The following is a 25,795-nucleotide window of genomic DNA, read 5'->3' on the forward strand; positions in this document are numbered from 1 at the left end:
CAGGCTTTAATCCACCTGATATCCTTTTCCATAAATCGTTCTTATGATCTCAGGCTGTGCCGGATTCTCCTCGATCTTCTGTCGAAGCCTGAGCACATGCACCATGACCGTATTGGACGATGAAGGAAGATATTTTTCCTGCCAGATATTCTCATATAGTTCATCCAGATTCCAGGATCTACCACGATTCTTCACAAGAAAAAACAGCAGTGCAAATTCTTTATCCGTCAGATGGATGACTTCGTCTTCTTTCGTTACCACACGCTTGTATGGATCGATCGATATTGTTCCGACACGAAGTATTCCATCCGCATTATCTTCTCTTCCTTTATAAACATTATAACGTCGGATCAGTGCTTTCACCTTCCGGATCAGCTCACCCTGTTCAAAAGGCTTGCTTAAGAAATCATCTCCACCAATATCATATGCCTCATTTTTGTCCGGCTCCTGTGTCTTGGCTGTTAAGAACAGCACCGGAACCGATGAGAATTCCCGGATAGCCGCACAGCTTTCGGTTCCCGACATTCCAGGCATCATAATATCCATAATAACCAGATCAATATCCGAATGTTCTTTCATAACATTGATCGCCATCTGTCCATTCTCTGCTTCCAGTGTTTTATATCCCTGCTTTTTCAGGTAAATACCTACAAGCTTCCGAATATCCTTTTCATCATCTACGATCAGAATTTTCGCTTCCTGTTCGGACAGCAATCCCTTTTGCTTCTCTCCATCTATTGTTTTGTTATTTTCTAAAATCATAACCATATCCTCTCTTTTTCTAATATGCCTTGATTTTAACTTTCAATAACCACCCCAACATTATAGCATTTGCATCTATAATTCAAGTATGCGTCAGGTGTTGTTAAGATTTGTTAAGTCAGATTATACCAGAAAATTACATCCTTTTTGTATCTAAATTTTTAAGATTCTTAAGTTTTTTGTTTAAGCTATCTAAAAAATCCATTCAAAGACGATTCCGTAAAGCTCCCTCAGATAATAAGTTGGCAATAACCACCACGCTGTTTTCCCGCACACCGCCGATGGTTTTATACCTGTATGTTCTGCAATAACAGATGCACGGTATTCATGAAATTCATTTGTTACGATAATAACCTGCGGATCCAGATTCTTCTCCTCTATGATCTTCTTTGAATATAGAAGATTCTCTCTGGTCGAGGTTGACCGGTCTTCCTTATATAAACGGTCCTGCGCAATGCCTTTTTCTGTCAGATACCGGTACATGCATTCCGCTTCGCTGATATTCTCACCTTTTCCCTGTCCACCGGACAGAATACACACAACCTCTTCATGTGTGTTCAGATAATCATATGCCGCATCTAAGCGTTCCGTCAGCATTAGGCTTGGGCGGTCGCCATTTACACCACAGCCAAGCACGATCATAACCGTTTCATCCTTCGGAGTGCTCTTCGATGCCCGTATCATGCATATCGTACCTGCTGCCGCAAATCCAACTGCAACTAATACAATCAGCAAAACGATCCCGCATATTACTTTTCCGGCAGTCCGGGTCATCCATTTTTTCACCCAGCGATTCACTCTGTGGAACCATGCCGCATATAAGATCAGGCAGATGCCAAGAACAACTCCCGTAAGATTTCCTATGTTTTTAATCCCCTTCGTAACAAATGGATACAGAAATATGAATACTCCTGCAAATCCTGCTATGAATAATACTATTCTAAGCCATAATTTCTTCAATTTTCCCTGCATACCTCCCGTCTTTTTATATAATTCTCCCTTTTCTGGAGTTCACTCCATGTTTATAGCATCCAAATGCATCAAAATGCCATCATCTCTATTGCGGAGCGGTTAAGATTTATAAATGATCCGGTTACATTATATTTAAACATAATTATATACTGTTTTTAACAAAAAACAGCCATTTCAGGCAACGGATTGCTCCATTTGGAACAATTCATTATCCAAAATGACTGTATTTACGCTAATTTAAAATGATTTTAAACCATTAAATATTATTTCTTATAATTTCTAATGATTATTAATGTTTCAGGCATTCCTTAATAGATGCTTCAAAAATATCAAGACCGGCTGCAAGCTGCTCATCTGTCATTACAAGCGGTGCAAGGAAACGGATTACATTGTTGTAAGTTCCTGCGCCTTCTACTAACAGACCTTTCTTCGCACAGGTCTGGATCAGGTCAGATGTAAATGCTGCATCCGGTTCTTTTGTTTCCTGATCTTTTACGAATTCGATACCGATCATACCGCCAAGTCCTCTGACATCACCGATAACCGGATATTTCTTCTGCATTTCCAGATAACGCTCTGTTACTTTCTTACCGATCTCACAGGAACGCTCTGCCAGATGATCTCTCTCCATGATCTCGATCGTCTTTAAGGATGCGGCACATGCCAGTGGATTTCCACAATAAGTTCCACCGATCGTTCCTGCCGGAACTGCATCCATAACCTCAGTTCTTGCAATAATTGCCGACAATGGAACACCTGCTGCAATGGATTTTGCTGTTGCGATGATATCCGGCTCTACACCGGCCTCCTGCCAGTAAACAGAAGCAAACATACGACCTGTTCTGCAGAAACCGCTCTGTACCTCATCTGCGATCAACAGGATACCATTTTCATCACAGATCTTACGGACTGCTTTTACCCATTCGATCGGAGCAGGAATGAAACCACCCTCACCCTGAAGAGGCTCAACAACGATCGCTGCGATCGTGTCCGCTGCTGCACACTGTTCAAATACATCGTAGATAGATTTGATATAATAATCAACTGCCTTATCCTCAGGCATTCCTTCCGGATTTCTATAATAATATGGGAACTGTGCACGGAACACACCGGCTGCTAACGGTCCCATATCTTTTGCATATGCTTTCTTGGATGTCATCGCCATTGTAAAATGTGTTCTACCATGGAATGCACCGGAGAATACGATGATATTTGGACGCTTTGTATATGCCTTTGCTACCTTAACGGCATTCTCGTCTGCTTCGGCACCACTGTTTGCAAAGAAGGCTTTCTTGCTATCGCCCTTTACAGGTGCAATGCCGGATAACTTCTCTGCGAGCGCTACATAGCCTTCATGTGTTACGACATTGAACATGCCGTGGAAATATTTATCTGCCTGTGCTTTTACTGCTTCAACGACTTCCGGATGGGAAAATCCGATATTCAATACCCCGACACCACCGATCCAGTCCAAGAACTTGTTGCCATCGACATCCTCGATCATGGCGCCTTCACCACGTTCGATAACAACCGGATATCCGCAACGAATCGCATTTGGAACTGCCTGCGCTCTTCTGTCTATAATTGCCTGTGCCTTAGGACCGGGTAAAGTCTCTGTTATTATTTCCGGTAAATTTGTTCTTAACATATGTATCATCCTCCATCTTCTTAATACGAACGGCTTTTGTATCTGTGCCGTTCATTTATTTGCTCTTTTGAATTTTCTACAGTATGCCATTCATAAAAACCGATCACCATATCCCATCAGCACAAAAACTTCCGCCCTGTTTTGTGCTGGCAGCACAAGTATATGTTTGACAGGCACATATTTTCTATGATATTGTTGGGTTATTGTAATAAGTAGCACAAATCAATGATTTAATATATTAAGTAGCAGCCGGCAAACGCCTTATATAATTAAGCATATTTCGGGCAGACATGCACAAACTGCTTCAAAGCAACAAGCTGCAACCGACTCAATACACACATATCACATTTGGGTCAAACTGACTTCTTATACATAGGCAAGTAACAATTATCAAATTCTGCTAAGAAAGGATCTTATATATGGCAATATTATTAAGAGATTTATATAAAGAAACAAAAAGCACCTATGGTCTGGATCTGATCGCAGGGGAAGAAGGACTGGATCATCTGATGAACTGGGTCTATATATCAGAAGATCCCGGTACATTGGAATTCCTGCATGGCGGTGAACTAATCATTACGACCGGCGTTCTATGCGGAAATGAATACTGGTTATATAACTTCATCAAAGGGCTGATTGAGCATAAAACCTGCGGCCTTATTATCAATATCGGCGGACATCTGAACCGTTCCGATATCTCCGACCGTATCCGTATGCTGTGCGATCGGAAGCATTACCCGCTCTTTCTTATGCCATGGGAAACGCGGATCTTCGATATCACACACGATTATTACAATCGGATATTTGACGATACACAGACCAGTCAGGCTATCTCAACTGCCCTTTCGCGCGTGATCCTTCACCCAAATGACAAAGCTCTGATGGAAATCAGCCTGCCTGTCTTATATGAACATGGTTTTCAGGCGGATGCACAATACCATCTCGTATATATATCAGATCTGCGTGATACAGCATCCATGAAACCAACCGCTGCACAGACAAATACCTCTATCCAGCAGTCTGAGCATTCCACCATCTCATCCGGTTATGCAAATACCGCCGGAAGTTTTCTTCAGAATCTGTTGACACGTCTGGTCAGAATCTATAATCTGCCATATACATTTGTCAACGGCACCGACTATACTCTGCTGATCAGCCCCGCACGGTCAAATGAACGGCTTGAACAGGAGCTTACACGGCTTCTGTATTATATGGGAGAATCTGCCGGAACAACTTCCATGTATATCGGAATCAGTGCGCCAACCAAAGATCTGATTGGATTAAGTCAGGCATTTTTACAGGGACGGTGCGCCGCCCTGATGGCACAAAAAAAGAACAGTAGCCTGTTCTTCTTCGATGATATGGGATTCTATAAGCTTCTTTTATCTGTAAGTGATATGGATGTTCTTAGAGAATATGTAAACGATACCCTGGGATCCATCATTACATACGATGAGCAGCACCATACGAATTATCTGGAAACACTCTATCAGTATCTGCTCTGTGATGGCAGTATACAAAAAATTGCCGGTGCCCTGTTCTGTCACAGGAACACCGTCAATTATCGTGTCCGTATATTAAGGGAGGACTTACATCTTGCTTTAGATGATCCGTCCACTCGTTTTGAACTGATGACCGCATTTCAAGTTCATAGTTATCTGGATTTGTTTTCCTGAATCTGCTGCAACACATTTTAATATCATGTACATCATATATCCGGTCATTAATTGGCCTGTTATTTTCTGCGTCTGACCGCCAGTAATTCTTTCCATGCCGGCGGATAGAACAACAAGAGCAATGGGAACAGCTCCAGTCTTCCGGCAAGCATATCGAACATCAACACATATTTGGAAAATGTACCATATACATTAAAATTCTTCGTTGGTCCTACCAGCTCCAGTCCCGGTCCGATGTTATTGATCGTTGCCGCAACCGCAGTAAAGTTTGATGTCATATCTTTTCCCTCAAAGGAGATCAGCAGTACGGATGTTGTAAACAGGATGATAAATGTTATAAAATATACATTTACCGCACGTACCACTTCATGCTCTACCGGCTTGCCGTCCATTTTGATCTTCTTGATACTTTTTGGATGCAGATAGGAATTCAACTCTTTTATCACACTTTTTACCACGATGATAAATCGGGATACCTTGATACCACCACCGGTACTGCCTGCACATGCACCAATGAACATCAGAATAACCAGTATCGTCCTACATGTCTGGTTCCACAGGTCAAAATCCACACTGGAGAATCCGGTTGTTGTTATGATCGAAGCGACCTGGAACGATGCATGACGGAGTACTGTCCAGAATCCATCCATTGTATGAATCAGATTCAATACAAGAACTGCGATCGCCGCCACAATAATGAGGAAATAGGTTCGCACCTCATCCATCTTCAATGCCTTTTTGATATTGCCAAATAAAATCAGATAGTATGCATTAAAATTCACACCGAATAAGATCATAAAGATCGTTACCACCCACTGCAGATATGGCGAAAAGCTGGCAAAGCTATCATTCTTTGTTCCGAATCCACCTGTACCCGCTGTTCCGAATCCGGTACAAAATGCATGGAACACCGGCATTTTCCCGGCTATTAACAAGATGATCTCTATAGCCGTTAATACAATGTAAATAACATATAATATTCGCGCCGTATACTTGATCTTCGGTACAAGCTTACCAACAGAAGGTCCTGGGCTCTCTGCTTTCATCAGATTGATATTTGATCCGCCACTAAGCGGCAATACCGCAAGCAGAAACACCAGCACACCCATGCCACCGATCCAGTGTGTAAAGCTTCGCCAGAACAACGTCGTCCGGGATAATGCTTCCACATCGTTTAAGATACTGGCTCCTGTGGTTGTAAAACCGGAGATCGTCTCAAATAACGCATCTGTGAAAGATGGGATATCTCCTGATATGCACATTGGAAGTGCACCAAATATACTCAGTGCTATCCAACTCAATGCTGTAGCGATACAGCCCTCTTTCAGATAGAATACATTTACTTTAGGTTTATGTTTTACAATGATGGCTCCAAGCAGCATACAGATAACTGCCATCACCAGATAATCAATTCCTTCACTTTCCTGATAAATCAACGAAACCAGACATGGCAGAAGAAGCATAACCCCCTCCAGCATGACCACATGTCCGACTACGTATAAAATCATTGACCGATTCATAGCTTCCTGTTTTCCCTTTTACAAAAATACTCATTACTTATACCAGAATATCCCTGATATCATTAAATCCTGTATGAGTCGTTACTACCATAGCGGTATCCCCGACTTCGATCGTATCATGACCGGATGGTGTAATGATCGTACCGTTTCGATTGATAAATGCGATCAGCACATCCTTCTTTAACTTCAGATCCATCAGTGGCTTACCCGTTACCTCGGATGCTTCATCCACACGGAACTCGATCGCCTCTACCCGGAAATCAAACATATGATATAACGTCTGCACACTGCTGTTCATGGAACGTGTATTTGATTTCGCACGAACATAAGCAGTAATAGTCTCCGCTGTAATAAAACTCGGATAAAATACACTTCCAAGGTTCAAATTATTAATTATTTCCTTGAAATTACTACGGTTGATCTTCGTGATGGTCTTTGCATCTGAAACATGTCTGGCGTGCAGTGTCAGGAGGATATTTTCCTCGTCAATCCCGGTTAAAGCAACAAAGGATTCTGCATTGCTTAAGCCTTCTTCCTTTAATACGTCCTGATCGGTTCCGTCTGCATTGATAATAACTGCTTTCGGAAGCAGAATACTGAGTCGCTCACAACGATCCTTCTCTTTCTCAATGATCTTTACATTGATTCCCATATTGATCAACTGACTTGCAAGATAATATGCAACGTCACCACCACCGACGATCATCGCATCACTGACACGATTTGTCTTGAATCCGATAAAATCAAGAAATGCACGGCTCATCGGACGGGATCCTACAAACGAAAGAACATCTCCTGCATGCAGTTTAAAATGACCGGATGGAATATAGACTTCTCCATCTCTTTCAACCGCACAAATCAGAATATTGATATTCTTCGCTCGATCCATAAGCTGCTGACCAAGATGTGCCACAGACAGTCCGTCTAACATATTATGCTCCGGAATCTTGATCTTCGTCATCTCTGCCTGACCATGTGCAAAGGAATTGATCTCCAAAGCCGTCGGCATATAAAGTACACGCGCAACCTCCGTTGCTGTTTCAAGCTCCGGATTGATGACCATGGTAAGTCCCAGACTCTTTTTCAGATATTTTATCTCCTTGCTGTAGTCCGGATTTCTGACACGCGCTACCGTTGCGCAGTCACGTCCCTGTTTTGCGATCGTACAACAAAGCAGATTCAGCTCGTCAGAATTTGTTACTGCGATCACAAGATCGGCATTCTCCACACCGGCTTCCATCAGCACACTGTAGCTTGCACCATTTCCGCAGATTCCCATAACGTCATACTGATTGACGTTCATCTCAACCTTATCCGCATTTTTATCAATGACTGTTATATCATGCCCTTCCTTGCATAACTGTCTGGTCAGTGCCGTTCCGACCTTACCGCATCCTATGATCAATATATTAAGACCCGTTTTCTTCGCGCCTCGTTGCTTAAACATCACTTACCTCCACCGACTTCGGCTATATATTATACATACCTTTTGTGCATAAAATGCTCACTTTATTATAGCGTCAATCTTGATTGTAACATCTTTTTTCTATATGTACAGTGATATTTGAAAATTTTATCTAAAGTTTAGTTTGATTCTGTGCTATACTCCTGTCTGGAGGATTTGATATGTTATTTTCTTTATTTATTAATTTTTTCAAAATCGGATTATTTACATTTGGCGGCGGTTATGCGATGATCGCACAGATCCGGGAAGAAGTGGTTGCAAAACGGAACTGGCTCACGGAAGACGAACTGATCGAAGTGATTGCGATCGCTGAATCAACGCCCGGGCCACTGGCGATCAACCTCGCTACTTTTGTCGGTTATAAACAAAGAGGCTTCCGCGGAAGTCTGGCAGCCACCCTCGGTGTCTGTATCCCATCCGTTATTATTATATTTGTCATTTCTCTGTTTTTTGATGCTTTCATTGCAAATAAATATGTAGCGTATGCCTTCGTTGGCATTAAATGTGCTGTTGCTTTTCTGATCCTTACAACCGGAATCAGCATGATGAAAACACTCGACCGAAAAAAAATACCGGTTCTTGTATTTGTAGTTACTTTTATAATCATGGTGATCGGAGAACTGCTTTCCAAATCCGTTAATGCAATTCTTCTGATCCTCGCAGGCGGCATCATCGGAATTTTCTGTACCTCTTTTAAAAGAATCCGAAAGGAGGATGCAGACAAATGATATATCTGACATTGTTTATTGAATTCTTTAAAGTAGGACTGTTCAGCTTCGGAGGCGGCTTCGGCATGATACCGCTGATCCAGGATGCTGTCATCCGCCATAACTGGATGAGTGAAGATGCCTTTTACAATTTCATCGGTGTCTGCGAATCTACACCGGGTCCGATTGCAGTCAACATGGCGACCTATGTCGGATCGACGCAGGCAGGACTTCCGGGCGGTATCGTCGCTACTCTCGGTGTCATCACGCCGTCCTTTTTCATTATATTATTAATTGCCGCAGTTTTAAAAAATCTGACGAAAAATACCTACGTGCAGGGCTTCCTGTATGGCATCAAACCGGTTATCCTGGCCCTGATCCTTGCAACCGGAATCAACATGCTGTTAAAGTCTACCGGATATGTCAGCTTATCCGAATATGATGTGAATATCCCTGCTATCATTATTCTGTGCCTGCTTGCAGGAATCTATTTCTTCATCCGGCGCAAATGGAAGCAAAAGCTGTCAGCGATCTCCCTGATCCTGCTTTCCGCGGTTCTGGGGATCGTGGTATCCGTGATTGCCGAACACATCAGATAAAAAGTCACCTGATACAATGCAAAGTATCAGGTGACTTCATATTTTTCATTGGCAGTCATAATTATCTTTTATATCAGATTGCTCTGCCTTTTATTTTCGATAGGATGGAGCAAGCGCGTATGCCGGAACATACTCCTCTGCTGCCACACTGTTCATGGCAAATGCCCGTACCAGAAATGTACCGATGGTTTTTGATGCATTCCGAATATAGCGTGCATCCGTTTCATTATCTCCGGCCTCCGTCATATACAGTGCATGGTTTTTCTTCAGATACTCGACCGCTTCCTCCACAGAATGAACCATTTCACCGATCCGACTCGTTTCTTCCTGTTCTACATGTCCATGTCCAAATAAAAACTTCTGAAATCCACTTTCATATGCAACATGTTCAGAAAAACCGCCTTCAAAAATGGAGTTGTGCGCATATGTGAAGAAATCCTCCACATAATGAAGTACATATCCGAGTTTCAGGAAAGAATATCTGCTGTTCTTCCCCTTTTCTTCCAGCTTCTGTATCCGGTTGACTGTATTATCAAATGAACTTTTCCAGGTATGCTTCTTAATATAGGTATGAACCAATATATCCGGCAGAATACTGCCTAACAATAACCACTTCCTTTTGTTCTGTGGAACCTGTTCTATGATTTCTCTGGTTACAAATAAATGACTTCTTTTTTTCATATCAGTCTCCTTCCCACTTTTAACTCGGCACAACTTTTCCGTTGTTCCTATCTATATTTTACCGCAGGAAGTATGAAATACAAGCCATTTCACAGAATTTTCTTGAAATCAGAAAAATTTTCTAACAATTTTTACACGGGGCAATTCTGCCCTCCTGCCTGTCTCCCCTGCCGCCTCCCACGCCCCCCTGCTGTAAGTACTTGCTGCGTTTTCTGTTCGCTTCACATGCCTTATTCGTAAATACTCCTGTGCGAACTCGCCTTCGGCTCAGACACGCACCCGTATTTACTGGCAATGTGCAGCTCACGACGAAATACTCGCAATGTACTTACAGCAGGGGGGGGCGTGGGAGGCAGCAGGGGAGACAGGTAACAAATATTCAGGAAATGGCAGAGCAGAATAAGTGCTATCGTACGGCACTCTGGACCGGCTGTCATTTGCAAATGACCTTAATGAGCATTCCGCCTTGCCGCGATATCGGTGCAAAACTTCATCCGGACATGGATCAGCTCATCCGTGTTGAAAAAGGAAATGCTATGGTCATGACAGGAAACTGCCCACACAATCTGAACTGTGAGCAGCGTATGTGTAAAGGTGATGCCGTATTCGTTCCTGCCAGAACATGGCACAACATCAAGAACACAGGCAAATGTCCGCTCAGGCTGTCTACCATTTACGCCCCACCACATCATCCGTTTGGAACTGTGGAATACACAAAAGAGGATGCTTAAGGAAGCCTTCACTTAGAGATTATAAGAAAACCCGCTTTTGAATGTCTTCAAGCAAAACTCAAAAGTATAATGGTTCCACTAGAGTATCGATTTACTCTAGTGGAAATTATATATATATATATTTCAAGTGATTTTTTACTAATTTTTGTACTTCAAATTTCAATTTGTCGCAAAACTGAGCATAATCAGCAAACTCATTTTGTAATTCAATAGATGGAACAATTATATTAACACCCTTAACAAGATCTGTATTAAGATTTTCCACAGTTGTACCATTTGCTAAAGCATTAAACTGAGACTGCACTTGATTTGCTCTCAACTCATAATAAAAGAATAATGTGTTTAATGATTCTTGATAATCAGATATTATCAACCAACCATCATGAACGCATCCTTCAATACCTAGAATATATGGTCTACCAAATGACATGGAATTTGAAAGAATAAAATCCCCTGGTGTAACATACCTTGATTTTTTGGCTCCTTCCTTAGTGATTTTTTCAGCCGTATGTGTGACATATATATCATCAATTGATATATCACCAATTTTTATCCAATTTACTCCATTTACATCTTCAGTCAAATAATCTGATATTGGTCTTGGAGAAGCCCCTCTACAAATATTAGCTACCTCAGCTATAGATTTTGAAGGATATCTTTTCTCATCCCCGAACATTTCGACAAATTTATAGTTTAGTCATATAGTCCACATATACTATACTTCTCCAATCACATTATCAAGGTATACATCCAGTTCATCAAGCATATAGCCTTTTCTTCCAGCCATTCTGTCTTCATCAACAGCAAGCAGTTTCTCTCTTAATTTCAACATCTTTTCCCAACGATTGTAGATTTCAATATCCATAACAACAAAATCTCCCAAATAATTCAGGCTTAGAAAGATACAGTCAATAACATCTTGAACTGTTCTTCGCCATATACAGCATGTGGAACATCCTTTGGCATAATGAGTGTCTCACCCTCTGTTAAGATGAATATCTCACCGCCTACGGTAAAACGTCCTGTACCATCAAGGACAGTTACCATTGCATCTCCGCCGGATGCATGTGTAGAGATTTCCTCGCCTTTGTCAAATGAGAAAACAGTCACGCTTACATAGTCATTCTGAACGAGTGTCTTGCTAACTACCTGTCCCTCCTGATATTCTACCTGATCCTTTAATAATAATTTTGTCTTTTTTTCAATATTCTTGTACATATTTCTTTGTCCTTTCGCTTTCAAAATTATTTTTTATTTCTTTTCCATTATCAATCCACTGTCTTCTATATGCATTAATCTGTCTGTATTCATTATACCTTATTGTATGTGTTTCATACAGTTTTCTTTTTATCCGATTGTCTTTCATTAATACATATCATTATAAAAGTCTTCCATACCTTCCGGCATCTCGGTTTCATAAAAGCCCCGTCCATTTCTGGTGCCCATTCGAATTGTCATGCCGAGATCCTCATAGACACTGGTGCACTCATAGTCAATCGGTTCTGTCGTTCTGACAAGCTTCTCCAGCTCTTCTGCAGCCGCCATATATTCGTCACCATCAAAGCCACCGATTGCCGGTCCTGACGCCCCATAATATAAAGTCAGATAGATCACCTTACCATCCTTATCTTCTGCCGCGATCGTATAGTCCAGTAACTCCTCATTATTCTCGGTTGTCTCCTTATCGCCAAATAATGTAACGATCTGACCAATAAACAGACCATGATATTCTGCAAGTGCTTCGTCCTCATATACATTTAACAACAAATAACTGCCTGCCAGGTCCACATCATCATTTACTCTATAAAATGTATAATTCTCGCACGAATATCTCGCTTCCTCTGTCCCATCTGTCTTTTCTGTTGTGCTGTCTTTTTTCTGTGTATTCATATGATCTGAGCTTCCCTCCATTTCTTTTTCTGATGCCGCTTCTGTCTTCTCCGCTGTCGCATCTACTTCTATTGTCCGGTAATTCTCAGTTGTTCCATCCATACTGTATTCGGATGTAGCTACCCATTCTCCATAATCTGTCGTGATACCTTCATCGGCACACCCTGTCATCATAAGCACTCCAACTGCCCCTAATAATAAAATCGTCTTTTTCATATCCGGTGTCTCCCCATATATTCTGTAACTTTTCCATCCTTATTGTACATGTTTTTTGCAACTTTTCCAACTTTTTGCTGTACAACAAAAGGACGGCCGTTTTCACGACCGTCCTCTTATGTCTGTCAATTTTATTTATAATCATTCTCCAGCCCGTCTGCATCAAAGTAATTGATCTTCATAGCAGAACGTACATCATGAAGAGTTGCTGCTGCTTTCTTCTGTGCAGCCTCGCTTCCTGCCTTTAAGATGTCAAGGACATCCGGAATACGGCTCTCCCACATCTTACGACGTTCACGGATCGGTGTAAGCTCTGACTGTAATACATTGTTCAGGAACTTTTTCACCTTAACATCACCAAGACCACCACGGCTATAATGCTCCTTCAGTTCATCCAGATTCTTATAATCCGGCAGGAACTGTTCAAAATGCTCCGGACGACAGAACGCATCCAGATATGTAAATACGGAATTTCCCTCGATCTGTCCCGGATCCTCCACACGGATATGATTTGGATCTGTATACATGGACATAACCTTCTTCTTTACTTCATCTGCTTCATCGGAAAGATAGATGCAGTTGCCAAGAGATTTGCTCATCTTTGCTTTTCCATCGATACCCGGAAGTCTGAGACATGCTTTGTTAGACGGTAATACAATCTCAGGATCTGTCAGGGTTTCGCCATATACGGAATTGAATTTGTGAACGATCTCCTTGCACTGTTCCAGCATAGGAAGCTGATCTTCACCAACCGGCACTTCTGTTGCACGGAAAGCCGTGATATCTGCTGCCTGACTGATCGGATAGCAGAAGAATCCAACCGGAATACTTGCTTCAAAATTACGCATCTTGATCTCGGATTTTACAGTAGGATTTCTCTGTACACGAGATACTGTAACGAGATTCATATAATAGAAAGATAATTCTGTCAGTTCCGGAACCATGGACTGAATGAAGATCGTTGATTTCTCAGGATCGATCCCACATGCCAGATAATCAAGTGCAACCTGGATAATGTTCTGTCTCACCTTCTCCGGATGCTCGGCATTATCTGTAAGTGCCTGTGCATCTGCGATCATTATATATATCTCGTCATAGTTTCCTGAATTCTGAAGCTTTACACGCTCAGAAAGGGAACCAACATAATGTCCAACGTGAAGTCGTCCTGTAGGGCGGTCACCGGTTAAAATAATTCTACTCATCTTAAAAAGTCTCCTTCATTTCTTCGTTCGATAATCCTGCCCCCAATTATACCGCGAGATACTGTTACCGTCAAGGAAACCCTACTGCTCACTGATGATCTTTCTGCCACTGAAATAGGTGATCAGGAAATATCCGCCATAGATCACAACCAGAACAACAACGGTCATAAGCATGGCTGCTCCCATGTCATCGGTTCCCATCAGTGAAAGAATCTGTCTGCTGAATTTCAATCCAAATATCGAATGAATGACTGCAAGTGCAAGCGGGAACAGGAAGAACAGACCCATCTGTGCAAATAACGCATGATTGATCATCTTCTGATCCACCCCTAGTTTTCGAAGCATCTTATATCGTTCCACATTATCGGTGCTTTCTGACAATTCCTTTAATGCGAGGATAGCTGCGCCGGAGATCAGGAAGATCATTCCAATATATAAGCCGATAAAGGATGCGATCGCACCCAGTCCAATACTGGCAGCTTTTACCTTTTCTTTTGTATTCAGACTCAGCCTGACATCCGGGTCATCATCCAGATTGATATGTTCATTTCTCGCCATGATCTTATCCGTATCGGTCGTATTATAGATTGCAAGCAAGCTTTCAGAGATCGGAGTTACTCCGGCAAGCACCCCATCCGGCACAATAATGATACCGATATTAATGGCCTGTGTAGAAATCTGAATATCACCGGCTTGACATTTGCTCATTCCCGGCTTCAGTTCATAACCATTTACCTGAATCAGCATACCGGCCTGCAATGACATATCTCTGTATGTCACCATCTGCTTATAATTCGCCACGATTCCATATTCATCATCTTTGATCGACACAGTTTCAAAACCACACAGCTTTGCCACACGATTATAATCGGACACTGTCATGACATTTTCCATGATATCCATCATGCCATACATCGGCTGGTCACCAAGGAACGCATCCTTTGCCTGTTCACTGAATGTATCCCCGTATGTGCAATCCGGCAGTGAATATATATACACATCTTCATAGGCTGAAAACATAGACGGCAAATCAATTCCATGTTCCTTATATATATCGCAAATATCGCGTTTATCCCACGTCGGATCATAGTAAGCATCCTCATCCGCACCCTTACCGGCTGCAACATCATAATCAGAACTTCTTACCTGTCTGGTAATATTTACATCAACGGTAGCATACCTTCTTAACCCCTCATTCAAACCATTTCGGATCGTAAGCGCCGAAGTCAGCACGCAGATCGTAACAAATAACATAATACAAATGATCGAGATTGACAGTACATTTGTATTTACACGACTGCTCATCTGACGGATGACAAATGAATTCAGTCCTTTATAATAAACACGCTTCACGGAAGAAACTAACCGGAACAACATACCGGAAATCGACCAGAAAAACAAAAATGTGCAGACACATCCAAGTCCGATACAGAAATAGATATCTTTCATATAGAGATCTGTTGTATTTGAATTAATATAGTAATATGCATATCCAAGTCCTGCTACGGAAAGAAGAAATACAAATACCGATATCCACGGATTTTTCATCTTAACAGTCTCTGATTTTCTTCCCCTCTGGAACAGGTCGATCAATTTGCAGCGTCCGATCGCGATCGTATTAAACAGGATCACAACCACATAGATGATAGCAAAATAGAAACAGGTCTTTACAAATGCAGAACTTGAAAATACAAAATTATAAGAAGACATATCCGCTTCAAACATATTTGCAACTAACAGACTGGTAAGCTGGGAAATCCCGATACCGGAAAGAAGCCCAACGCCAAGTGAAACCAGACCGATGATCAGTGTCTCGATAAACAGCATCTTTGACACCTTCCATTTGCCCATTCCAAGCAGCAGATACAATCCAAATTCTTTGTTACGCCGTTTCATCAGGAATCGGCTGGCATATATGATCAGGAAACCAAGCACAAATGCAATGAATACGCTGACACCGGAAATGATATTTGCCATCAGCTCTACAATTTCTCTGGTATCTTTGGAGATCCTCATCATCGCCGTCTGTGTCTCGATCGCATTAAAAATATAGAAGATTGCTACGCCAAGAACCAATGTAAAGAAATAGATTGCATAGTCCTTCAGGCTTTTCTTCATATTACTAAGGGATAACTTAAAGAGCGTCATTTAAGTCACCTCCAAGCAAAGTTACGACATCTATGATCTTGTTGAAGAATTCTTTTCGGCTGTCTGCTCCACGGCGAAGCTCATGGAATATTTTACCGTCCTTGATGAACAGGATGCGACCGGCATAACTTGCGGTAAAGGAATCATGTGTTACCATCAGGATCGTAGCTGACAGTTCTTCATTCAGATGTTTCAGACTTTCAAGCAACAGCTTTGCGGATTTGGAATCCAGTGCTCCGGTCGGTTCATCGGCAAGGATCAGCTTCGGGTTCGTAATGATCGCTCTCGCAGATGCCACTCTCTGTTTCTGTCCCCCGGACATCTGATATGGATATTTATTCAGAACTTCTTCGATTGCAAGGTCCTTTGCGATCTTCTTTATCTTTTCGTCAATCTTCTTCGCAGGCGTGTTCTGTATCGATAACGCCAGTGCAATGTTCTCATATGCTGTCAGTGTATCTAACAGGTTGAAATCCTGAAAGATAAATCCCAGTTCTTCCCGGCGGAAGCGGTTCAACTGGTTGCCGCGAAGCTTTGTGATATCATCTCTTCCTACATAGATATGACCGCTGCTGACACGGTCTATGGTGGAAATGCAGTTAAGCAGTGTCGTCTTTCCACTTCCGGATGCTCCCATGATCGCAACGTACTCACCTTTTTCTACACTAAATGAAATGTTATCAATGGCTTTTGTAATGTTGGATTTGTTGCCGTAATACTTTTCGATATTCTCAATCTTTAAAATTGTTTCCACTTTTATCTCTCCTTGCTATTCGGTGTGTGACTAAATCGTTCAGGTAACACTTACATGTTTTTTGTGACCATTGCTCCGACGACATGGCACAGGATAGCAGAACACTCAGTCGGCTGCTCTATGGATTTTAGGTATTGCTCACTGTCAGAACAACAGCCCCATAAAAACATCCACGAAATACTAAAACGATTTACCCACACACCATTTTCTATTAATAACTGAGTTAAGAGCTGTTGATCCTGTCAACACCTCATCTCCTGTTTACAAGTGTGAGTATATCGTTTTCAAGGGAGAGTGTCGTTTTTCTTATGTTACAGAAGGTTACAGTTTTGTAAGGTTAAGACATTGGGCATTCTTTATCTGTCTGTCAGATAAGGGGCACATGGTAAAGTATAGTTTTATTCATCCACCAGATAATAGTCGTTTCCGCCAAAGGTTACAGCGACGTCTGTTCCGATATTTTCTTTGGAAGTGATCGTAAGATGATGTCCTAGCTGGTCGCACAGACCTTTTACGATATATAAGCCCATACCTGTTGACTTGGCAAAACGGCGTCCGTTCTCACCGGTGAACGATTTTTCGCAAACGCGAGGAAGGTCTGCTTCGGAAATTCCGATTCCATTATCTCTGATATGGAGTGTGATATCATCACCTGCTTTTGTCGTCCAGATCTGGATCTGCCGATTCTCACCCGGCTTCATATATTTGATGCTGTTGCTCATGATCTGGTTTATCATGAATTCCAGCCATTTGGCATCTGTCGTAACGCTGACATCAACGTCATGCACATCCAGACAAATGTCACTCTCCAGCAACATATCTTTATTCTTCAACGCCACTTTATTCACAACCGACTTGATTCGTACTGAATCAAACCGATAATCTTTGCTCGCATGCTCTGCCCGGACATAATACAGCACCTGATCGGCATATGCATCCAGACGGTTCACCTGATCTTCGTATTTCTTCGGTATCTTATCCTGATTATTGTGACACATCAATACCAGACTTGCAATCGGCAGTTTGATCTCATGCACCCATATTTCGATAAAATCCTTGAAATCATCTACACTCTGCCGGTACTCCTTCACATGCTCTGTCATGGATTTGTTGATCTCATATAACGCCTCATAGACCAGCTTTCCCTCATAGAAACCCGGCTCCTCTAACGTATCCATGACCAGATATTTCTGATCCAACTGCTCCATATGTGCATAAAGGGAATTATAGAAATGTCTGCGTTTTATATAGTCTGTTAATATGACAGTTACCAGAAGCAAAACTGTCAGCACAAGAAAGATCACCGTCAGCTCCCCTGGTGTCCGCATCGCACGAAAAGCAATTAACATGATCGCTATAAATAACAGATAACCGATCAGAATACCCGCTTTATCTTTTATATATTCCCAAATTCTCATATCAGACGATACCCCTGTTTCTTTCTTGTCTCGATCGCATCCGGCAGTCCAAGCTCCGCAAGCTTTGTCCGAAGCCTGCTGATATTAACCGTAAGTGCATTATCATTTACATATTCTTCATTATCCCAGAGATCTGTCATGATCTCATCTCTGGATACGATCTTGTCCTTACTGCTTAACAGCCGTTGGAAAATGATCATCTCATTCTTCGTCAGTACCTGTTCTTTCTCACCAAGCCGGATTGTCCCTTTGCTGAAATTCACCTCTGCTCCACGATAGGATGCTGCATTCTGGCTTCCCTCCATCCGTTTCAGCACTGCTGCGATCCGCAGCAACAGGATCGTCGGATTATACGGCTTCGTGATAAAATCATCTGCCCCATAGCTCATCGACAGAACCTCGTCCATCTCTGATGTACGACTAGTCACCATGATAACCGGGATATCCGATTCCTTCCGAATCTCCTTTAACAGATTTCTGCCATTTATGCCCGGAATATTAATATCCATCAAAATCAGATCTGCCCTCGCTGCCAGAATCTTCTCTTTTGAATGTTCAAAATCAGTCAGATAGGATGCTGCATAGCCTTCGTTCTCCAAAATCTCAACAAGCTCCATGCATATGCTCTTATCATCTTCCACAATAAAAATCTTTTTCATAACGCTCTCTACCGGCTCCTTTTATCGCCTATATTTACCCAACAGGCAGCCACACTGCCCAGCTGCCTGTCGGCATCATTATAGCATACCCCCAAAATTTTTCACCATATTTGTTTCAGGGTATTTTATTACAAGATGCTAGCCCGTTGGTCTTTTTTGCGAGGAATAATTACTATTAACAATCCAAACTATAAAAAGCCATTAGAGCAATAAGAGAAAAATTCATTACAAAATACTATGAACATTTTTCTTCTTATTTGCCTAATTCCTTTTTCTTGTTTGTATTGTTATTATAGTTTTCTGTTTCTCGCAAGAAAGACCAACGGACCAGCATCTCACAACCACGAAATTGAAGTGAATATCGCAAATACATTCCTTAAAGTCTGTGCTCTAAAGTATATACCAACTAACACCGTAAAGCTTTGCCTATGTCTATTATTACTAACTGCAGCTCTTCCTTACAGGAAGTAGAAATGTAGCACAACAATTTATGATACAAAAAAGCCATTAGGCAGCTAAGAAGGAAACATCACATATTCTATTCAGCTCACATGGCTGAAATGCAACTAGCATCCCGTAATAAAAAAGCCCTGAAACAGATATGGTGAAAAACATTCATGTAGTATTCGTGATAAAGTTTGTGCTAACTGTCAGCACCAAGCCCTTGTCTGAACCCGTCAGGGTGAGTTAGGGCGACTGCTGACAAATCAGTGCACGAACTTTATAGAATACGAAATGAGTTTTTCACCATATCTATCTCAGGGTATTTTATTACGGGATGCGAGCGGCTTACTCTTCGTAAGGAAGAACTGCTCCATCGTAAGTTTCTTTGATGTAGTTCTTTACATCGTCAGACTTTAATACGTCTACGAGTGCCTTGATTGCTTCGTTGTTTTCGTTGCCTTCCTTAACAGCAATAACGTTTACATAGGTCTTAGCTGCTTCTGAATCATTCTGCTCATATGCAAGAGCATCTTTTCCTACTGAGAAGCCTGCTGCAAGTGCATAGTTACCATTTAAAACGACATACGCTGTCTCGTTTACAACTCTGGCAACCTGTGCTGCCTCAAGTTCAACGATTTCTACATTGTGTGGGTTTTCTTCGATATCATTAACAGTTGCATTGATACCTGCGCCATCCCTTAACTTGATGATTCCGTTGTCCTGTAATAACAGAAGGGCTCTTGCTTCATTTGTTGTATCATTCGGAACTGCGATAGAATCACCGTCAGCGATCTCGTCTAAGCTTTTCTTTGTACCCGGATAGATACCGAATGGCTCATAGTGGATCTTGCCTGCAACTACAAGGTGTGTACCTTTTTCTTCATTGAAGCTCTCAAGATATGGAACATGCTGGAAGTAGTTTGCATCGAACTCGCCGCTTTCTACAACTTCATTTGGCTTTACATAATCATCAAATACTGTAACCTGAAGATCATATCCTTTTTCCTTTAATGCTGTCTTTGCATATTCAAGAATCTCAGCATGTGGTGTTGCAGATGCTGCAATCGTAATTGTCTTTGAATTTGTTTTGCTGTCTTTATCTTCTTTCTTGCCGCAGCCTGAAAGGGCTCCTGCTACTAATACGCCTGTTAATGTAAGTGCTAATAATTTCTTAAATGTCTTTTTCATGGAAGATTCCTCTCTTTCTTTATTTTTCCTTTTTTATTTTCATTTTTATATATCGGATGCCCGGTGTGCACTTTCCTGACATCTGTTTGTAAACCGCCAATAACGTTCCGGTACTGATCCGGCTGTCATGGTCAGGGTTTATCTGATTATGATTTTCTCCGGTCTAATCGGTTTGCGATCAGCATTCCGACTGACTGGAAGATCTGAACGATCACGATCAGTAAGATAACTGTCACGATCATGATATCTGTCTGGTATCTGTAATATCCATAGCGGACTGCGATATCACCAAGTCCACCACCTCCGACTGCACCTGCCATCGCAGAATAACCAAGGATGGTTCCGATCGCGATCGTTGCTCCGGTGATCAGCGATGTTCTTGCTTCTACAAGGAGCACACGAAGGATGATCCGCATCGTTCCAGCACCCATCGCGCGGGCAGCCTCAACAACTCCGTTGTCAACTTCCTTCAAGGATGACTCTACCATTCTTGCGATAAACGGAATAGCTGCTACCGTAAGCGGTACGATCGTTGCTGTCGATCCGTAACTCTTACCAAGAAGAAATCTGGTAAATGGGATCAATAAGATCAACAGGATCAGGAATGGTACGCTTCGAACGATATTTGCGATAAAATCAAGAATCTTATACAAAACCGGATGCGGTTTCAGTCCGTCTTTATCGCTGATACAGAGGAGCACGCCCATCGGAAGTCCGAATACATATCCAAACAATGTAGAAACAACTGTCATATAAAGTGTCTCTAAGATACCATTTAAGATCATTTCTCTAATTTGTTCCGTCCACATGTTCCTCACCTCCATTCACATTGTCACTTAATTCTTCAAGCTCCAGTCCCCGTTCTTTCAGGTACTTTTCCATCGCTGCAACATTTGTTGAACCCTTCGGAAGCTCAAGTATCATTTCACCCTTCGCCACTCCTCCGACATTCTTTGTCGCTGCTTTTAAGATATTGACCGGCTCCTTAAATGTCAGGATCATATTTGCAATTACCGGTTCAAATGCTGAATTCTCCGTGTATACGATTCGGATTCTGGTTCCATTCTTTATGCGGTCAGCCGTTTTTAACGTCTTCGGCTCTGTAGCATTTCCTTCGTCCTTCTGTAACAGTTCTCTGGCTACTTCGGACTTTGGATGATTAAAGATATCAATCGTTCTACCATGCTCAACGACCTGACCATCCTTCATGATCGCTACCTGATTACAGATCTCTCGGACAACCGCCATCTGGTGAGTGATCACAACGATCGTAATTCCAAATCTCTGGTTGATATCCTTTAACAGTTCCAGAATCGACGATGTTGTCTGTGGATCAAGTGCACTGGTTGCCTCATCACAAAGCAGGATCTGTGGATCGGATGCAAGTGCTCTTGCGATCGCAACTCTCTGCTTCTGTCCACCGGACAACTGTGAAGGATATGCTTTTGCACGATCCCGCAAACCAACGATCTCTAACAGCTCATATGCCTTTTTTCTCGCCTCTGTCTTTGATTTTCCCTGAATGAACAGTGGAAAACATACATTATCAAGAACCGATTTCTGCATCAGCAGATTAAAATGCTGGAAGATCATACCGATATGTTCTCTCTGTTTACGAAGCTCTTTATCTGACAGACCACCAAGCTCCTTATCCTGTACCACAACCGTTCCCGATGTCGGTACTTCTATATGATTGATACATCGTACCAGGGTACTTTTTCCTGCACCGGACATTCCGATGATTCCATAAATGTCGCCGGCTTCAATATTCAGTGATACATCCTTTAAAGCATCAATCGTTCCGTCTTTGGTCTGAAACGTCTTCGACACATGCTCAATCTGAATAATTGCCATATTGTTCTCCCCTTTCAAGTTCTTTTCCTATTATAAATCAGACAGTCTTCCACTTTATCCATGTAATAGATACCATGCTGCCGCATAACAAAAGGCAGTCATCATATGCTTATGACAACTGCCCTTTGTTATATGATAAACAATACTATATATCTAACAAATCAGGTGTTCAAAGCATATGAAATAAACGCCATACAATCACACATCATCCGGCAGCAACACATATTGTTCTTTGCAGTTGTCATGATTCTTTCTGAGCCCATATGCTTATCCTCCTTGTAAATTCTCTGTGATTTATTCTCAGGAACTTTTCATACTATGTTGATATGTTTTATCTGTTTTGTTCCTTTCATGTTTCATGATTATAGCGTCCGTTTTTCCGGTTGTCAACCATTATATCCTATTTAAGTTATAGGATATATATTTGACTGGCTATAAGTTTTTCTTATAGCCAACAAATATGCAGTATGATTTATACTCCCAGTTCTTGTTGAATCAGTAGAAAACTACACTTGTCTTCTCTTGTTATACGCAATGATGTTGACACATATTACGTTTTCAGTTAAACTATACAGATGTAAATACTATTGTTAGGAGGAAGATCGGCTTAACATTACATATTTACTTCCATGTTTTACTAATCTAAAGTTATTGCCGGTATAACTGCATGTCATTTCATTCATTATTAAATTCAATCATCGATTCGCAATCCGTAACGAAAAATTCTCTGATCAATGAAACCGGGATCGACCGTTCAAGCTTCTATCAGATCTTGAGCGGCAAACGTATTCCCACAAAAGATCAGATTACAAGTATTATCCGCCAGCTTGATATATCTGCTGCCGATGAGATGGCTTTATATGATGCCTTTTATCTGGAACGGCTGGGTGAGACCAATTATCATTACCTAAAATTCACAGAGAAATGTCTGAGGGTGATCGGTTCTCCATATATAGACGCCAATGCATCTAACAACCAGACACCTTCCTGCTCACAGGAATTACAAAATAAACTACCTGATAATCCGATTGATACAGATCAGTCACAGGCTGCCACAGGAACTATACTTTATCACTCCACGGATGAGATCATCTGTGGTCTGACTAAATTCTTAATACACGCCAGCAAAAAAGAAAACAATCATTTACAGGTATCACTTCCGTTCGACCTGTCATCACGGATCAAACTGTTTTCCAGCATTCGCTCACTTATCGCTTCTGGAAAATTTCAAAATGCAGCAATTTCCCAGATACTGCATTTTCAAACAAAGAAACCGGATGACATCACTGAAAAACTGGACGGATTTGCTACTCTGTTAGAATCAATTCTTACAAAAGAAACCAACATCACCTATAACATTTACTATTATTCCAATGAACAAAAAGTCAGCAAGAACTCCGGTGTACTTTTTCCTTTCTATATCATAACGGATGATGCCTGTCTCCTGCTAAATGCCGATGCCAACAAAGGTTGCTTGTTGACCGATTCAAGCCTTATCAGATTAATGCGGGAAGAATTCGTTTCCGTATTTGACCATGCGGAACCATTTCTGTCCAGCTTCAGCCAGAAGGAGCTTCCACAGTTTCAGGCAAGATCCATTCCTGCAGAAGAAGTGATCTTTATCCAGAAGCATCCCGGTGCCTGCCTGATGGTAACGGACGATCTGGTTGATAAATATGTTCCGGAAGAATTCACGGAAACCCTAAAACAGCATTTTCATTTCATGCAGCAAATGAATGCCAGTGAGGGCATCACATTGGACGGCATCCGGGAATTTGCAAGGAATCATGTGATTTCCGAATCCGGTTTCTATGTGGAAGCAGATACGCCGGATATTATCAATGCTCTGGAACAGTTAAAAGCACGGCTTGACCGGAACCTCTTTGTCCTTGATACCGAAAAAATTCCGGTATCGGATAACTGGGCATTTCTTTTATATACGGATCAGTATGCCCTGCTTGTTCCAAATAAAGAACTAGATTTTATCATTTGTGTGTCTGATCCGGATATTATACAGGCATTAACCTATACCTTTCACTCGGTAGATTTTGAAGATTATGTTTTAGATAATACCGTTGTCAGAAATGAGATACAAAAGCTGATTTCTGAAAATCAAAGCAGAGTGGCAGATTCAACTTTATAAATGCCACTTCTGGTTTTTTACACATCAGCATGATAATATTTAATTGTTTTTATAGCTACATCATTTGATGTTCACTTTATTCATATGAGGGGTAATTTATAGACAGGCGGCTGCTTCTTACAAGTCAAAGAAGCAGCCGCCTTTGTAGTCTTACCAGATTATTATATAATGTCACTACAGACTTCGTCTGTCTGCTCTGCACAATTCTGCATATAGAAAATCCCTAGATCGTGCCTTTTACAACCAATGTGCTGACACCGGGATCCGCCGTCCATACACCGGTAACCGGATTCTGTGTATAGGTTGCAGCCGGGACTGTGATCTGACCCGCAATCGTTGTAAACACTCCTGTTGTCTCATCATAGGTATAGTTTGTTGTCTCTGCCCATGCCGTTCCATTAAAGGATACTGCAAGGTTTGACAAAAGCGGATTAAAGGTATCCACTATCACCGCATCGGTTCCGATATCTGCCGGTGCACTTCCTGCATTCTGGATCAGGAATGTATAGGTCAGTGTTCCGTTCTCTGTTACAGGAACCGGACTTACCGACTTTGTGATCGTAAGGATAGGTTCACTCTCTGTACCGATTGTCTCTGTTACCGTGATTGGAGTAATGCCACCACCTGTCACAACTGCTGTATTTGTGATCGTTCCTGCTGCATCCATCGGTGCCAATGCATTCACCTCTGCCTCATATACAACTGTAATATCTCCATTTGCAGGAACTGTAAGCCCCGAGATTACAAGCGATGGTGCTCCTGTTACAACAGGTGCAGTCTGAAGAACACCATTCACATAATATTTTACAGTATCTGCAATATATGTGAGTGGAACCAGCGTTCCCTCCCCGAATGTATATGCTCCCAGATTATCTGTGATCGTGATACCGCTAAGTGCTGTGGCTCCTGCATTTACGATCGTGATAACATATGTCACTGTATCATTCTGACCATATGTCTTTCTGACTGCGGTCTTACTTGCTGACAGTACCTCCAGCAGTTCTCCGACTGCTATATTGGAATTTGCTATGGAATTACCATAGCGAAGCTGTGCCTGATTTGTAAACTGTGCCATAAATTGCTCTCTTCCTTTCTTATATTCAGGTATAGTACGATAT

At 41.7% G+C, this 25,795-nt stretch carries 24 protein-coding genes; 5 read left to right on the forward strand and 19 right to left on the reverse strand.

From position 1 onward, the window contains the following. Positions 1–6: 6 nt before the first annotated feature. The 3 genes from DWY07_RS03880 to gabT form a co-directional block, all read right to left on the reverse strand. Positions 7–762: a response regulator transcription factor gene (locus DWY07_RS03880; RefSeq protein ID WP_242996095.1), complete on the reverse strand. Its 756-nt coding sequence runs from the start codon at positions 760–762 to the stop codon at positions 7–9. A gap of 192 nt (positions 763–954) precedes the next feature. After that, positions 955–1,722 carry a YdcF family protein gene (locus tag DWY07_RS03885; protein ID WP_181983874.1) on the reverse strand — a complete coding sequence of 256 codons (768 nt, stop codon included), beginning with the start codon at positions 1,720–1,722 and terminating at the stop codon, positions 955–957. A 301-nt stretch (positions 1,723–2,023) separates the two neighbouring features. Next, entirely contained in the window at positions 2,024–3,382 is a 1,359-nt protein-coding gene (gabT, locus tag DWY07_RS03890; RefSeq protein WP_117822238.1) for a 4-aminobutyrate--2-oxoglutarate transaminase, read from the reverse strand. A 419-nt stretch (positions 3,383–3,801) separates the two neighbouring features. Between gabT and DWY07_RS03895 the strand changes: the two genes are divergently transcribed. Then, complete coding sequence (locus DWY07_RS03895; RefSeq protein WP_117822239.1) at positions 3,802–5,058, forward strand: PucR family transcriptional regulator; 1,257 nt, start codon at positions 3,802–3,804, stop codon at positions 5,056–5,058. A gap of 59 nt (positions 5,059–5,117) precedes the next feature. Here the strand turns inward: DWY07_RS03895 and DWY07_RS03900 are convergent, their stop codons facing one another. After that, positions 5,118–6,578, reverse strand: a complete 1,461-nt coding sequence (locus tag DWY07_RS03900) for a TrkH family potassium uptake protein (RefSeq protein WP_117822240.1) — start codon at positions 6,576–6,578, stop codon at positions 5,118–5,120. A gap of 37 nt (positions 6,579–6,615) precedes the next feature. Then, complete coding sequence (gene trkA, locus DWY07_RS03905; RefSeq protein ID WP_117808263.1) at positions 6,616–8,025, reverse strand: Trk system potassium transporter TrkA; 1,410 nt, start codon at positions 8,023–8,025, stop codon at positions 6,616–6,618. Positions 8,026–8,204: 179 nt separating this feature from the next. Here trkA and DWY07_RS03910 point away from each other — a divergent pair, with 179 nt between their 5' ends. Both DWY07_RS03910 and DWY07_RS03915 read left to right on the forward strand, forming a co-directional pair. Further along, positions 8,205–8,771, forward strand: a complete 567-nt coding sequence (locus DWY07_RS03910; RefSeq protein WP_008402150.1) for a chromate transporter — start codon at positions 8,205–8,207, stop codon at positions 8,769–8,771. Next, the gene (locus tag DWY07_RS03915) at positions 8,768–9,349 is read left to right on the forward strand and encodes a chromate transporter (RefSeq protein ID WP_021943179.1); all 582 of its coding nucleotides are present in this window, start codon (positions 8,768–8,770) and stop codon (positions 9,347–9,349) included. Before DWY07_RS03910 ends, DWY07_RS03915 begins: the two co-directional genes overlap by 4 nt. Positions 9,350–9,439: 90 nt before the next feature. On the opposite strand, the gene DWY07_RS03920 is transcribed toward DWY07_RS03915, so the two are convergent. Further along, positions 9,440–10,030 carry a zinc dependent phospholipase C family protein gene (locus tag DWY07_RS03920; protein ID WP_117808262.1) on the reverse strand — a complete coding sequence of 197 codons (591 nt, stop codon included), beginning with the start codon at positions 10,028–10,030 and terminating at the stop codon, positions 9,440–9,442. A 386-nt stretch (positions 10,031–10,416) separates the two neighbouring features. On the opposite strand from DWY07_RS03920, the gene DWY07_RS03925 reads away from it, so the two are divergent. After that, complete coding sequence (locus DWY07_RS03925; protein ID WP_117822241.1) at positions 10,417–10,761, forward strand: cupin domain-containing protein; 345 nt, start codon at positions 10,417–10,419, stop codon at positions 10,759–10,761. A gap of 106 nt (positions 10,762–10,867) precedes the next feature. Here DWY07_RS03925 and DWY07_RS03930 read toward each other — a convergent pair whose 3' ends face one another. The 12 genes from DWY07_RS03930 to DWY07_RS03985 all read right to left on the reverse strand — a co-directional run bounded on the left by DWY07_RS03930 (position 10,868) and on the right by DWY07_RS03985 (position 22,534). After that, the gene (locus tag DWY07_RS03930) at positions 10,868–11,437 is read right to left on the reverse strand and encodes a restriction endonuclease subunit S (protein WP_117808260.1); all 570 of its coding nucleotides are present in this window, start codon (positions 11,435–11,437) and stop codon (positions 10,868–10,870) included. A 39-nt stretch (positions 11,438–11,476) separates the two neighbouring features. Then, complete coding sequence (locus DWY07_RS03935; RefSeq protein ID WP_347465161.1) at positions 11,477–11,626, reverse strand: hypothetical protein; 150 nt, start codon at positions 11,624–11,626, stop codon at positions 11,477–11,479. Positions 11,627–11,655: 29 nt separating this feature from the next. Next, a complete protein-coding gene (locus DWY07_RS03940) occupies positions 11,656–11,979 on the reverse strand; it encodes a cupin domain-containing protein (RefSeq protein WP_117808258.1) in 324 nt (107 codons plus the stop codon). A 147-nt stretch (positions 11,980–12,126) separates the two neighbouring features. Beyond that, positions 12,127–12,867, reverse strand: a complete 741-nt coding sequence (locus tag DWY07_RS03945) for a hypothetical protein (RefSeq protein ID WP_117808257.1) — start codon at positions 12,865–12,867, stop codon at positions 12,127–12,129. A gap of 131 nt (positions 12,868–12,998) precedes the next feature. Further along, the gene (trpS, locus tag DWY07_RS03950) at positions 12,999–14,069 is read right to left on the reverse strand and encodes a tryptophan--tRNA ligase (RefSeq protein WP_021943426.1); all 1,071 of its coding nucleotides are present in this window, start codon (positions 14,067–14,069) and stop codon (positions 12,999–13,001) included. Positions 14,070–14,150: 81 nt separating this feature from the next. Continuing rightward, complete coding sequence (locus tag DWY07_RS03955) at positions 14,151–16,217, reverse strand: ABC transporter permease (protein WP_117808256.1); 2,067 nt, start codon at positions 16,215–16,217, stop codon at positions 14,151–14,153. Then, positions 16,204–16,971, reverse strand: a complete 768-nt coding sequence (locus DWY07_RS03960; protein WP_117822243.1) for an ABC transporter ATP-binding protein — start codon at positions 16,969–16,971, stop codon at positions 16,204–16,206. Before DWY07_RS03960 ends, DWY07_RS03955 begins: the two co-directional genes overlap by 14 nt. A gap of 398 nt (positions 16,972–17,369) precedes the next feature. Continuing rightward, a complete protein-coding gene (locus tag DWY07_RS03965) occupies positions 17,370–18,389 on the reverse strand; it encodes a sensor histidine kinase (protein ID WP_117808254.1) in 1,020 nt (339 codons plus the stop codon). Continuing rightward, positions 18,386–19,048: a response regulator transcription factor gene (locus DWY07_RS03970; protein ID WP_117808253.1), complete on the reverse strand. Its 663-nt coding sequence runs from the start codon at positions 19,046–19,048 to the stop codon at positions 18,386–18,388. The genes DWY07_RS03965 and DWY07_RS03970 overlap by 4 nt, the downstream gene beginning before the upstream one ends. Positions 19,049–19,837: 789 nt before the next feature. After that, positions 19,838–20,680: a MetQ/NlpA family ABC transporter substrate-binding protein gene (locus DWY07_RS03975; RefSeq protein WP_117822244.1), complete on the reverse strand. Its 843-nt coding sequence runs from the start codon at positions 20,678–20,680 to the stop codon at positions 19,838–19,840. 146 nt (positions 20,681–20,826) lie between these two features. Further along, a complete protein-coding gene (locus tag DWY07_RS03980) occupies positions 20,827–21,489 on the reverse strand; it encodes a methionine ABC transporter permease (protein ID WP_008402135.1) in 663 nt (220 codons plus the stop codon). Beyond that, complete coding sequence (locus DWY07_RS03985; protein WP_117822245.1) at positions 21,470–22,534, reverse strand: ATP-binding cassette domain-containing protein; 1,065 nt, start codon at positions 22,532–22,534, stop codon at positions 21,470–21,472. Before DWY07_RS03985 ends, DWY07_RS03980 begins: the two co-directional genes overlap by 20 nt. Before the next feature lie 667 nt (positions 22,535–23,201). Here DWY07_RS03985 and DWY07_RS03990 point away from each other — a divergent pair. After that, positions 23,202–24,677: a hypothetical protein gene (locus DWY07_RS03990; RefSeq protein ID WP_117822246.1), complete on the forward strand. Its 1,476-nt coding sequence runs from the start codon at positions 23,202–23,204 to the stop codon at positions 24,675–24,677. A gap of 223 nt (positions 24,678–24,900) precedes the next feature. Here the strand turns inward: DWY07_RS03990 and DWY07_RS03995 are convergent, their stop codons facing one another. Continuing rightward, complete coding sequence (locus DWY07_RS03995) at positions 24,901–25,752, reverse strand: DUF11 domain-containing protein (protein ID WP_117808249.1); 852 nt, start codon at positions 25,750–25,752, stop codon at positions 24,901–24,903. Between the last annotated feature and the right edge of the window lie 43 nt (positions 25,753–25,795).

This window comes from Clostridium sp. AF23-6LB, from assembly GCF_003461085.1.
Lineage (GTDB): Bacteria > Bacillota > Clostridia > Lachnospirales > Lachnospiraceae > Coprococcus > Coprococcus ammoniilyticus.